Source organism: Bacillus sp. FSL W8-0920 (assembly GCF_038593215.1).
Lineage (GTDB): Bacteria > Bacillota > Bacilli > Bacillales > Bacillaceae > Bacillus > Bacillus pumilus.
In genome coordinates this window covers 161160-172762 of sequence record NZ_CP151974.1, presented here as the reverse complement: position 1 = coordinate 172762, position 11603 = coordinate 161160, and the positions used below count along the sequence as shown (strand labels likewise).

Annotated in this window: 9 protein-coding genes, 2 tRNA genes and 3 rRNA genes; 4 read left to right on the top strand and 10 right to left on the bottom strand. The window is 45.6% G+C overall.

The window, feature by feature from the left end:
• Nucleotide 1 precedes the first annotated feature (1 nt).
• Complete coding sequence (locus NSS78_RS01000) at nucleotides 2-169, bottom strand: hypothetical protein (RefSeq protein ID WP_212046752.1); 168 nt, start codon at nucleotides 167-169, stop codon at nucleotides 2-4.
• A gap of 406 nt (nucleotides 170-575) precedes the next feature.
• On the opposite strand from NSS78_RS01000, the gene NSS78_RS00995 reads away from it, so the two are divergent.
• Nucleotides 576-932 (top strand): hypothetical protein, encoded by a 357-nt coding sequence (locus tag NSS78_RS00995; RefSeq protein ID WP_327840228.1) that lies wholly within the window; start codon nucleotides 576-578, stop codon nucleotides 930-932.
• Nucleotides 933-1026: 94 nt separating this feature from the next.
• On the opposite strand, the gene NSS78_RS00990 is transcribed toward NSS78_RS00995, so the two are convergent.
• From NSS78_RS00990 to NSS78_RS00970, 5 genes are all read right to left on the bottom strand, one after another.
• Nucleotides 1027-1099 (bottom strand) — tRNA-Thr (locus NSS78_RS00990).
• A gap of 1 nt (nucleotide 1100) precedes the next feature.
• Nucleotides 1101-1175, bottom strand: a tRNA-Asn gene (locus NSS78_RS00985).
• Nucleotides 1176-1217: 42 nt separating this feature from the next.
• Nucleotides 1218-1333, bottom strand: a 5S ribosomal RNA gene (gene rrf, locus NSS78_RS00980).
• A gap of 61 nt (nucleotides 1334-1394) precedes the next feature.
• Nucleotides 1395-4325, bottom strand: a 23S ribosomal RNA gene (locus NSS78_RS00975).
• A 182-nt stretch (nucleotides 4326-4507) separates the two neighbouring features.
• Nucleotides 4508-6056: ribosomal RNA gene (locus tag NSS78_RS00970) — 16S ribosomal RNA — on the bottom strand.
• The 16S, 23S and 5S rRNA genes sit together here with 2 tRNA genes alongside, the layout of an rRNA operon.
• A gap of 377 nt (nucleotides 6057-6433) precedes the next feature.
• Between NSS78_RS00970 and pdaB the strand changes: the two genes are divergently transcribed.
• Nucleotides 6434-7198: a polysaccharide deacetylase family sporulation protein PdaB gene (gene pdaB, locus NSS78_RS00965; RefSeq protein WP_050945808.1), complete on the top strand. Its 765-nt coding sequence runs from the start codon at nucleotides 6434-6436 to the stop codon at nucleotides 7196-7198.
• Here the strand turns inward: pdaB and kbaA are convergent.
• Nucleotides 7191-7793 (bottom strand): KinB-signaling pathway activation protein, encoded by a 603-nt coding sequence (gene kbaA, locus NSS78_RS00960; RefSeq protein ID WP_003217204.1) that lies wholly within the window; start codon nucleotides 7791-7793, stop codon nucleotides 7191-7193. The two genes, pdaB and kbaA, sit on opposite strands and share 8 nt — an antisense overlap.
• Nucleotides 7794-7883: 90 nt before the next feature.
• Between kbaA and gerD the strand changes: the two genes are divergently transcribed.
• Entirely contained in the window at nucleotides 7884-8468 is a 585-nt protein-coding gene (gene gerD, locus NSS78_RS00955) for a spore germination lipoprotein GerD (RefSeq protein WP_003217144.1), read from the top strand.
• A 38-nt stretch (nucleotides 8469-8506) separates the two neighbouring features.
• On the opposite strand, the gene NSS78_RS00950 is transcribed toward gerD, so the two are convergent.
• The 3 genes from NSS78_RS00950 to NSS78_RS00940 form a co-directional block, all read right to left on the bottom strand.
• Nucleotides 8507-9565, bottom strand: coding sequence for a P-loop NTPase (locus NSS78_RS00950; RefSeq protein WP_309218038.1), 1059 nt, complete (start codon nucleotides 9563-9565; stop codon nucleotides 8507-8509).
• A gap of 103 nt (nucleotides 9566-9668) precedes the next feature.
• Nucleotides 9669-10382, bottom strand: coding sequence for an N-acetylmuramoyl-L-alanine amidase CwlD (cwlD, locus tag NSS78_RS00945; protein ID WP_017359175.1), 714 nt, complete (start codon nucleotides 10380-10382; stop codon nucleotides 9669-9671).
• Between the two features lie 58 nt (nucleotides 10383-10440).
• Nucleotides 10441-10884: a DUF2521 family protein gene (locus NSS78_RS00940; RefSeq protein WP_309218036.1), complete on the bottom strand. Its 444-nt coding sequence runs from the start codon at nucleotides 10882-10884 to the stop codon at nucleotides 10441-10443.
• A 146-nt stretch (nucleotides 10885-11030) separates the two neighbouring features.
• On the opposite strand from NSS78_RS00940, the gene NSS78_RS00935 reads away from it, so the two are divergent.
• A complete protein-coding gene (locus tag NSS78_RS00935) occupies nucleotides 11031-11600 on the top strand; it encodes a DUF4825 domain-containing protein (RefSeq protein WP_327840905.1) in 570 nt (189 codons plus the stop codon).
• Nucleotides 11601-11603: the final 3 nt, after the last annotated feature.

The window sequence follows — 11603 nt, the reverse complement described above, 5'->3', positions numbered from 1 at the left end:
ATTACCTCCATGTAATTTTTTTCGAGAGCTTATCTGTTAAGTCCATTTGGATGAGAAGCTCTTCCTTAGAATTTCCGATTTCTAAGGCATGTGTATAGTAGTAACGCAGAGCACCTTTTGGCTCTCTAACTTTACTACCATATGTAACACCAGTTATGGCAATAATCATGAAATCTCCTTCTATTGATGCTCACCATAACAATGAGTATTGTGTTACCTACTATAGACAGACCTACCACATATTTTAGTTTGTGGAAATTATTAATTTCACAAATTCGACACATTTAACAAGCATATAAGGATGATAAAATTTAACCAACTGCGTTTTATGGAATATTAAGTAAAATGAAAATAATATATTACGAAAACAGGAGGAGAAACATGATTAGTGTAAAACCGTGTGGATTTTCGTATACACTAGAATCACTCGATAAAGTAACAGAGAAAAGAAAAAGGATTTTAAGAGAAGGATTCACTTCAAAAGAAGAACAATGAAAGTTGCGAAAGCAAAAGAATTGCAGCTCCACGGATTTTCAAACGATGAAAAATAAACATCAAAAAAGCCCCTATTTTCTATGGTCAGGGGCTTTACTTTTTTCATTTTTTCAATGCTTTTTGAAGAGCTGCTTTTGTTTTCGATCCGTTCCATCTCTTATGTGGCACAACGTTGGCCAATGAAATGCCTTGCTCTGTCATCAGCTGGACGAATTAGCATTGTGCGTTCTCTCAACTACCTTTTCAAATTTAAATACATGGTGGGAGCGATTCGTAAAAAGGCACAATATAAGAAAATTCATTTGCATGATATGCATCATACTCATGCTGCTATGCTAATAAATCAAATCGGCAAAATACCTGGGTTTAATATCAAATCTGTCTCTCAGCGTTTAGGTCATGCGGAAGCTATAACAAACTTATTGCAAATTCGATAATTGGTCCCTAATTTGTCCCCAAGCAATTAAAAAAGGACATAAAAAAAAGCCTTCTCATCATCGAGAAACCTTGTCAGATCAACATTTAGAGGAAAGCTTCCAAGCGGGCTCGAACCGCTGACCTCTTCCTTACCATGGAAGTGCTCTACCTACTGAGCTATGGAAGCATGGCTCCGCAGGTAGGACTCGAACCTACGACCGATCGGTTAACAGCCGATAGCTCTACCACTGAGCTACTGCGGAATGATAAAGTAACTTCTTCCATTGGAAGGATATAAACAAAAAGCTTGGCGGCGTCCTACTCTCACAGGGGGAGACCCCCAACTACCATCGGCGCTGAAGAGCTTAACTTCCGTGTTCGGTATGGGAACGGGTGTGACCTCTTCGCTATCGCCACCAAACCTGATGGAGAGAATGTTCTCTCAAAACTAGATAACAATGTTCAAACTTCACATTAGAATATAGGTTAAGTCCTCGATCTATTAGTATCTGTCAGCTCCACGTGTCACCACGCTTCCACCTCAGACCTATCAACCTGATCATCTTTCAGGGATCTTACTTCCTTGCGGAATGGGAAATCTCATCTTGAGGGGGGCTTCATGCTTAGATGCTTTCAGCACTTATCCCGTCCGCACATAGCTACCCAGCGATGCCCTTGGCAGAACAACTGGTACACCAGCGGTGCGTCCATCCCGGTCCTCTCGTACTAAGGACAGCTCCTCTCAAATTTCCTGCGCCCGCGACGGATAGGGACCGAACTGTCTCACGACGTTCTGAACCCAGCTCGCGTACCGCTTTAATGGGCGAACAGCCCAACCCTTGGGACCGACTACAGCCCCAGGATGCGATGAGCCGACATCGAGGTGCCAAACCTCCCCGTCGATGTGGACTCTTGGGGGAGATAAGCCTGTTATCCCCGGGGTAGCTTTTATCCGTTGAGCGATGGCCCTTCCATGCGGAACCACCGGATCACTAAGCCCGACTTTCGTCCCTGCTCGACTTGTAGGTCTCGCAGTCAAGCTCCCTTGTGCCTTTACACTCTGCGAATGATTTCCAACCATTCTGAGGGAACCTTTGGGCGCCTCCGTTACATTTTAGGAGGCGACCGCCCCAGTCAAACTGCCCACCTGACACTGTCTCCCTGCCCGATAAGGGCAGCGGGTTAGAAGGTCAATACAGCCAGGGTAGTATCCCACCGATGCCTCCACCGAAGCTAGCGCTCCGGTTTCCAAGGCTCCTACCTATCCTGTACAAGCTGTACCAACATTCAATATCAGGCTGCAGTAAAGCTCCACGGGGTCTTTCCGTCCTGTCGCGGGTAACCTGCATCTTCACAGGTACTATAATTTCACCGAGTCTCTCGTTGAGACAGTGCCCAGATCGTTGCGCCTTTCGTGCGGGTCGGAACTTACCCGACAAGGAATTTCGCTACCTTAGGACCGTTATAGTTACGGCCGCCGTTTACTGGGGCTTCAATTCGCACCTTCGCTTACGCTAAGCGCTCCTCTTAACCTTCCAGCACCGGGCAGGCGTCAGCCCCTATACTTCGCCTTACGGCTTCGCAGAGACCTGTGTTTTTGCTAAACAGTCGCCTGGGCCTATTCACTGCGGCTTCTCGGGGCTTTAACACCCTAAGAAGCACCCCTTCTCCCGAAGTTACGGGGTCATTTTGCCGAGTTCCTTAACGAGAGTTCTCTCGATCACCTTAGGATTCTCTCCTCGCCTACCTGTGTCGGTTTGCGGTACGGGCACCTCTCACCTCGCTAGAGGCTTTTCTTGGCAGTGTGGAATCAGGAACTTCGCTACTAAATTTCGCTCGCCATCACAGCTCAGCCTTTACGGGAAACGGATTTGCCTATTTCCCAGCCTAACTGCTTGGACGCGGATATCCAATACCGCGCTTACCCTATCCTCCTGCGTCCCCCCATTGCTCAAATGGTGAGGAGGTGGTACAGGAATATCAACCTGTTGTCCATCGCCTACGCCTTTCGGCCTCGGCTTAGGTCCCGACTAACCCTGAGCGGACGAGCCTTCCTCAGGAAACCTTAGGCATTCGGTGGACGGGATTCTCACCCGTCTTTCGCTACTCATACCGGCATTCTCACTTCTAAGCGCTCCACCAGTCCTTCCGGTCTGACTTCACAGCACTTAGAACGCTCTCCTACCACTGTTCGTAAGAACAGTCCGCAGCTTCGGTGATACGTTTAGCCCCGGTACATTTTCGGCGCAGAGTCACTCGACCAGTGAGCTATTACGCACTCTTTAAATGGTGGCTGCTTCTAAGCCAACATCCTGGTTGTCTAAGCAACTCCACATCCTTTTCCACTTAACGTATACTTTGGGACCTTAGCTGGCGGTCTGGGCTGTTTCCCTTTCGACTACGGATCTTATCACTCGCAGTCTGACTCCCAAGGATAAGTCATCGGCATTCGGAGTTTGACTGAATTCGGTAACCCGGTAGGGGCCCCTAGTCCAATCAGTGCTCTACCTCCGAGACTCTTACCTTGAGGCTAGCCCTAAAGCTATTTCGGAGAGAACCAGCTATCTCCAGGTTCGATTGGCATTTCACCCCTACCCACACCTCATCCCCGCACTTTTCAACGTGCGTGGGTTCGGGCCTCCATTCAGTGTTACCTGAACTTCACCCTGGACATGGGTAGATCACCTGGTTTCGGGTCTACGACCACGTACTCATGCGCCCTATTCAGACTCGCTTTCGCTGCGGCTCCGCATCTTCTGCTTAACCTTGCACGGGATCGTAACTCGCCGGTTCATTCTACAAAAGGCACGCCATCACCCTTTAACGGGCTCTGACTACTTGTAGGCACACGGTTTCAGGATCTATTTCACTCCCCTTCCGGGGTGCTTTTCACCTTTCCCTCACGGTACTGGTTCACTATCGGTCACTAGGGAGTATTTAGCCTTGGGAGATGGTCCTCCCGGATTCCGACGGAATTTCACGTGTTCCGCCGTACTCAGGATCCACTCTGGAGAGAACAACATTTCAGTTACAGGGCTGTTACCTTCTTTGGCGGGCCTTTCCAGACCTCTTCGCTTATATCGTTCCTTTGTAACTCCGTATAGAGTGTCCTACAACCCCAAGAGGCAAGCCTCTTGGTTTGGGCTGTTCCCGTTTCGCTCGCCGCTACTCAGGGAATCGCATTTGCTTTCTCTTCCTCCGGGTACTTAGATGTTTCAGTTCCCCGGGTATGCCTTCTCATACTCTATGTATTCAAGTATGGATACTACTCCATTACGAGCAGTGGGTTTCCCCATTCGGAAATCTCCGGATCAAAGCTTGCTTACAGCTCCCCGAAGCATATCGGTGTTCGTCCCGTCCTTCATCGGCTCCTAGTGCCAAGGCATCCACCGTGCGCCCTTTCTAACTTAACCATTTCTTACTTTAGAAAGAATCACTATGTGTGATGAACTTTGCATTGCATTCAATGTGAATGTATTACTTATTGTTATCTAGTTTTCAAAGAACAATCCTGTCTCGCTAGAGACATGTCTTGAAGGAATGATCCTTCAAAACTAAACAAGACGAAAACGCACGCTGCTCCATATATCCTTAGAAAGGAGGTGATCCAGCCGCACCTTCCGATACGGCTACCTTGTTACGACTTCACCCCAATCATCTGCCCCACCTTCGGCGGCTGGCTCCATAAAGGTTACCTCACCGACTTCGGGTGTTGCAAACTCTCGTGGTGTGACGGGCGGTGTGTACAAGGCCCGGGAACGTATTCACCGCGGCATGCTGATCCGCGATTACTAGCGATTCCAGCTTCACGCAGTCGAGTTGCAGACTGCGATCCGAACTGAGAACAGATTTATGGGATTGGCTAAACCTTGCGGTCTCGCAGCCCTTTGTTCTGTCCATTGTAGCACGTGTGTAGCCCAGGTCATAAGGGGCATGATGATTTGACGTCATCCCCACCTTCCTCCGGTTTGTCACCGGCAGTCACCTTAGAGTGCCCAACTAAATGCTGGCAACTAAGATCAAGGGTTGCGCTCGTTGCGGGACTTAACCCAACATCTCACGACACGAGCTGACGACAACCATGCACCACCTGTCACTCTGTCCCCGAAGGGAAAGCCCTATCTCTAGGGTTGTCAGAGGATGTCAAGACCTGGTAAGGTTCTTCGCGTTGCTTCGAATTAAACCACATGCTCCACCGCTTGTGCGGGCCCCCGTCAATTCCTTTGAGTTTCAGTCTTGCGACCGTACTCCCCAGGCGGAGTGCTTAATGCGTTAGCTGCAGCACTAAGGGGCGGAAACCCCCTAACACTTAGCACTCATCGTTTACGGCGTGGACTACCAGGGTATCTAATCCTGTTCGCTCCCCACGCTTTCGCTCCTCAGCGTCAGTTACAGACCAGAGAGTCGCCTTCGCCACTGGTGTTCCTCCACATCTCTACGCATTTCACCGCTACACGTGGAATTCCACTCTCCTCTTCTGCACTCAAGTTTCCCAGTTTCCAATGACCCTCCCCGGTTGAGCCGGGGGCTTTCACATCAGACTTAAGAAACCGCCTGCGAGCCCTTTACGCCCAATAATTCCGGACAACGCTTGCCACCTACGTATTACCGCGGCTGCTGGCACGTAGTTAGCCGTGGCTTTCTGGTTAGGTACCGTCAAGGTGCGAGCAGTTACTCTCGCACTTGTTCTTCCCTAACAACAGAGCTTTACGATCCGAAAACCTTCATCACTCACGCGGCGTTGCTCCGTCAGACTTTCGTCCATTGCGGAAGATTCCCTACTGCTGCCTCCCGTAGGAGTCTGGGCCGTGTCTCAGTCCCAGTGTGGCCGATCACCCTCTCAGGTCGGCTACGCATCGTCGCCTTGGTGAGCCATTACCCCACCAACTAGCTAATGCGCCGCGGGTCCATCTGTAAGTGACAGCCGAAACCGTCTTTCATCCTTGAACCATGCGGTTCAAGGAACTATCCGGTATTAGCTCCGGTTTCCCGGAGTTATCCCAGTCTTACAGGCAGGTTACCCACGTGTTACTCACCCGTCCGCCGCTAACATCCGGGAGCAAGCTCCCTTCTGTCCGCTCGACTTGCATGTATTAGGCACGCCGCCAGCGTTCGTCCTGAGCCAGGATCAAACTCTCCGAAAAAGTACAAAACCGAAGTTTTGTTTTTCGTCAGTGTTTGACTGACTACCTATGATATAACATAGGATTTTTTATAAAAACTCGAATTAACAGGTACGTTTTGTCTTGTTTAGTTTTCAAAGATCATCTTCGCCGTTCTTAGCGGCTTTAATAATATAACATTTCGCTTCATCTTATGTCAATAACTTTTTTCAAGTTTATTTCCCGAAGCGTTTTGTGTTTGTCACTGTGTGTCAGCGACGATTAATAATATATCACGAAAACTTTCTATTGGTCAACGCCTTTTCAAAACTTTTTTTGAAATAGTTTTATCGTGCATCTCAAACCCTTGTCCTGCATACAATCAAGTAACAATCTCGGACAAGGCAGGAGTGTTTGAATTGAGTCGATTATATGTGTTGCCTATTAAACGGCTGAAGCAAATTGTCATTATTCTTGTAGCAGCCCTTGCAGCTGCAACCTTTTTTTATGTACAAAAGGCACCGCCGCTGTCGGTATTTAAAACAGAACACGGACCCCGAGCCATTTATAAAGGCGAGACTTCCTCAAAACATGTCTCCCTTACTTTTAATATCGGCTGGGGAGATGAGAAGGCAGTTCCTATTTTAAATGTCCTTCGAGAGTACGATATAAAGAACGCTACTTTCTTTCTGTCTGCTTCTTGGGCTGAGCGTCATCCTGATATCGTCAAACAAATTAGAGAGGACGGTCACCAAATCGGCAGCCTTGGCTATGCTTATAAAAATTATAGCCAGCTTGAAGATAGTGAAATCAAGCAAGATCTTGTCCGAGCACAAAATTCATTTCAAAAGCTTGGACTAGATGACATTCAACTATTAAGACCGCCAACTGGGCAATTTAACGAAAAAGCTTTAAAAATTGCCACACAGTACGGTTATACCGTTGTCCATTACAGCGTGAATTCACAGGATTGGCTGAATCCAGGCGTCGATCAGATTGTTCAGAATGTAAATGATCGAATGAAAAGCGGAGACATTGTTCTCCTCCATGCCTCAGATTCAGCAACCCAAACCGCTCAAGCCTTACCAGCTATTTTGAAACAAATCAAAGAAAAGAATTTAAAGAATGTGACGGTTGGCGAACTGATCTCCAATACCAAAACAAGGTCATCGGAAGTTAAGTAGCTTTTGCCTTTGAAAACCGCGGCATAGCTAATAACTGAAACGCATTACAGCCTAATAGCGGGAATAGCATTAAATACAGCCAGTCCTCTTCATTGACTCTGAGCGCCGGGAACCATTCTAGCGACGTGATGACGACCATGAGAAACATTGCGGAAACAAATGTTTTCTTAGAGGACTGCTGCTGTTTAAAGTACGCCACGATCAATGCGAACACACCGATAAAGACAGGCAGCCATAGGTATGGAAGAAATGATTCATTCTCCCCGAAAAACAAAAATCGCAAGTAAGCTAAATCAAACAGCACAAAGATCACCAAAAACAGCTGAATGGTATTCCATAAAGAATGTGACCGGAATATTTCTAGCGCAAACCGGTGCACCGTCAAAAAGACAACAAACCCCATCTGACTAATGACACTAAAAATCATCCCCACACCAATGAACCAAAATAACACAGATGCGATTTCTAGTATTTCAAACGATATAAAAAGCTTCTGATATTTCCCCCACTCCAGCGCAAAGCCTACCACGCTTGTAATGACCGCTCCAACAGCTAGCACAGAGAAGAAAAAACGAACTAAATCCCGACTTTTCATTGAATTGACCCAACCCCTATTTTTGTTATGTATAAATTCACGTGAAACATTCATATTAAAAGTAAGACATGTAACGAAAGGAGCCACAGTATGTCAAAAGGCATCTTGCGTATAATGAGCTGTTTTCTCCTTTTATCTCTAACAGCTTGTGCTCCCAAAACCCAATCCTCATCTAATATGGACTATGACGAAACAAAGAAAATGGTCGTCGATATATTGAAGACAGATGACGGTAAAAAGGCCATTCAACAGTTATTAAATGACGAGGCAATGAATGAAGCTTTGGTAATGGATGAACAAACTGTGAAAAAAACGATAGAGAAAACACTGACTTCTGATAAAGGCAAAGAGTTCTGGAAGAAGGTCTTTGAGGATTCTAAATTTGCCGAGACTTTCGCAAAATCCATGCAGCAACAGCATGAAAAGATGTTAAAACAGTTAATGAAGGACCCTGACTATCAGCAATTGATGATGGATATTCTCAAGGATCCTGAAATGGAAAAGAAATACGGTGAACTGGTGAAAAGCAAAGAGTTCAGAAAGCACTTAGAAAAAGTTATTACAGAAACATTAAGCAGTCCTCTTTATAAGAAGAAATTCGAAGATGAGCTTAAAAAAGCAGCATCTGAAAGCAGTGATTCCGGATCAAAAGGCAGCGAAGAAAGCGGCAGTTAAACATCACCCGAGTGGACATACATCCACTCGGGCTTTCATTATGCTTTTACTGCTAATTGTTCAATGACTTTATTCGCAATGTGTTGATACACTTCTCCTGTCGGATGACTCGCATCATAGACGGATGGAGCAAAATCCTCTTCATTCCAATCAGGCTGTCTTAAAGGAATTTGGCCAAGGACCGATACACGCAGCTCTTCTGCCAGCTTGTCCCCGCCCCCTTTTCCAAAGACATATTCTTTCTCACCTGTTTTTTTGCTTTCATAATAGCTCATATTCTCAACGACCCCTAGCACTTCGTGATCTGTTTGCAGTGCCATTGCGCCTGCTCTAGCAGCAACGAAGGCAGCTGTAGGATGCGGTGTTGTGACAATGATTTCTTTACAGCTTGGAAGCATTGTATGAATATCAAGCGCCACATCTCCCGTTCCAGGCGGAAGGTCTAATAGTAAGTAATCTAATTCTCCCCACTCGACTTCGTGGAAGAAGTTATTTAGCATTTTACCAAGCATCGGTCCTCTCCATATGACCGGTGCATTTTCTTCAACAAAAAAGCCCATTGAAATCACTTTGACACCAAAGCGTTCCACAGGAATAATTTTTTCCCCTTTAACCGTTGGTCTGACGGTGATTCCCATCATATCCGGTACACTAAAGCCATAAATATCTGCATCAATCAGTCCGACTTTTTTCCCTAGACGAGCCAGCGCTACAGCAAGGTTAACAGACACGGTGGATTTCCCAACGCCGCCCTTTCCGCTCGCTATCGCTAAGAACTCAGGCGGATTTTTAGAATTGAGCAGGTTTTCTTCCTCATCTTGTGAAGGCATAAACCTTTCAAGTGTTTCCTGAGGCAGTTCTTCAAAACGAAGTCCTACTGTGTTAGCACCCTCTGCTTTCAAGGCTTGTACGATGTCTTGCTGCAGCTTCATCTGCTCAGCAGTACCCGTTTTGGCAATAGCCACCTTTAAGCTCACATGGTCTTTTTCAGGCTTTAGGCTGATTTCCTTGATGGCATCCAGCTCACCAAGCGGTATATGAAGGAAAGGTTCGTCCATCTTCCCAACTAGTTTTCTCACATCATCTTGTCCGATCATAGCAGAACCTCACCCTTTATTGAATTCGTTTACAATCCAAGTATATCATACATATCCTTACAATGTCTGTCCTGTTTGCCTGCGTTCAAAAGGAAAAAGCCCCTTATTCAGGCGGCTCTTTTTGCTCTGTTAAATATCTTAAAATGCCTTTATAAATGGAGGCGGCTATTTGATCTTGATATTTAGGTGTTGCCAGCTGACCGGCCTCTTTCGGATTGGAGAGAAACCCAATCTCCACAAGAGCTCCTGGCTTTGTGACATTTTGCATTAAATAAATACCATTGATCCGCTTCGCCTTTCGATCTGTGTTTTCAAGATTATTGCGTAATTCATCTTGTATGAACTTCGCTGCCTTTTCATTCTCTTCATACTTTCCGTAAAAAAACGTCTGCGCGCCGCTCCATTTGTTCGATGGGATCGCATTTAAATGAATACTTAAATAGAGATCCGCTTCAGACTCATTGATGACTTTTACGCGGTTTCTTAAATCTTCCGCTTTCTTCCGGGCATATCCCTTTGTGTTCTTTGATGATAAATCAGAATCATCCTCGCGGGTCATGAGAACAAGCGCTCCCTGCTCCTGCAAATAGTCACGTATCTTCATGGATACATCCAGTGCAATCTCTTTTTCAAGCAGCTCTCCTCCTACAGCCCCGCCATCTGGACCGCCATGACCCGGATCTAAATAGATGATCTTGCCGCTCAGAGGCAAGTTCCACGATTTCCACGAATCATCATTTAGAAATTGAAACCTGAATAAGAATAAGAGGACAATAAACCCGATTAAAAACCCTGTCCATTTCAGCTTTCTTTTCATCCCTGTCCCTCCCATACACCATTATTTTATAGATATGGGACAAGGACTGGAAATATGCTTAATGCAGCCGAAGCTTATGCCTTTTTTCTGATTCTCGAAAGCCTTCCTGCCACCACACGCTTAAAAAATCCTTCGCAAATGGATACAGACACGACATCTTCCGCTCCATTCGGAACATATTTCCCCACGATTGCAAACACCCTACTAGCTCCTCAACCAGCTCATCTTCTTCATGAACTGACCGCTTCTTTATATCATCGAACGATTCACCGTATTTGCTCGACTCACCGTATCTCCCACCTGCTAAAAAAGCTTCAATGGCGAAATCGATGCAGCCATCACTCATAATCCCAGCTGGATCATCTGCAAATGGGAACAGCTTCTTCGTGAATTTCTCGGAAGCGACCGTCACCTGTTGAAGAGACAATGTACGCAACAGCTTCTTTTCAAGCGTGACATCTCGTTTTGTTTTCAATTGATAAAATGAAAGAACCTCTGCCATGGACTGAACTCCTTTTTTCTTTGTATTGTTCGTTGGTTTGAACAAAACATGCAGTTCAGTAAATGGAAATCAATGAGCTAATGGATTGGAAAATTGTGATAAGATGAACATTTATATATAGAAAGAATGGAAAAGGGGCAAAATCAATGAAGAAATGGATGTATATCCTGCTGCTACTAACAGTCGTCTTATCTGGATGCAGCAGTCAAGCGACCAAGCAGAAGAGCGACATAAAAGGAATAGAAGACATATCCTTAAAACAGCTTTCCAAGCACAAAAATTCTTACATTGGAGACAACGGAGCAATCGGCGCTATTTTATCAGATCTTCCAGGTAACGTGATTCGCGAGTATGAAATCGTAGATGAAAAAGCGCTAAAAGTGACATACGGCGTGAAAGAAAATGCCAATGATACAGAAGAACAATTTGATGCATTTTGGTTTGATAAGAAGGATACCATTGAAAAAAACTACTTATATAATGCATTGGCACTTTTTATTCTTATCGATAATGCTGAGCAAGTGACACTCAAGATGAACTCTAACGACAAACAATCCGTCACGTTTAAAAGACAAGAGCTAGAAAAAAAGCTGCCTCACTCATTTAAAGAGTATCAAGACGATGCAGCGCTTTGGCAAAAGGAACTGGTTGATGGAGTTGTGAAGTCAAAAGAGAAACGCCAAGATGTATACAAAACGTTTCCCATGAAGAAATAATAA

Bases quoted from the DNA above. Each gene is read 5' to 3' on its own strand.
- gerD (WP_003217144.1), top strand. From the start codon at position 7,884: ATGTCAAAAGGCATCTTGCGTATAATGAGCTGTTTTCTCCTTTTATCT.
- NSS78_RS00935 (WP_327840905.1), top strand. From the start codon at position 11,031: ATGAAGAAATGGATGTATATCCTGCTGCTACTAACAGTCGTCTTATCT.
- NSS78_RS00995 (WP_327840228.1), top strand. From the start codon at position 576: ATGGTCAGGGGCTTTACTTTTTTCATTTTTTCAATGCTTTTTGAAGAG.
- NSS78_RS00950 (WP_309218038.1), bottom strand. From the start codon at position 9,565: ATGATCGGACAAGATGATGTGAGAAAACTAGTTGGGAAGATGGACGAA.
- NSS78_RS01000 (WP_212046752.1), bottom strand. From the start codon at position 169: ATGATTATTGCCATAACTGGTGTTACATATGGTAGTAAAGTTAGAGAG.
- NSS78_RS00940 (WP_309218036.1), bottom strand. From the start codon at position 10,884: ATGGCAGAGGTTCTTTCATTTTATCAATTGAAAACAAAACGAGATGTC.
- kbaA (WP_003217204.1), bottom strand. From the start codon at position 7,793: ATGAAAAGTCGGGATTTAGTTCGTTTTTTCTTCTCTGTGCTAGCTGTT.
- cwlD (WP_017359175.1), bottom strand. From the start codon at position 10,382: ATGAAAAGAAAGCTGAAATGGACAGGGTTTTTAATCGGGTTTATTGTC.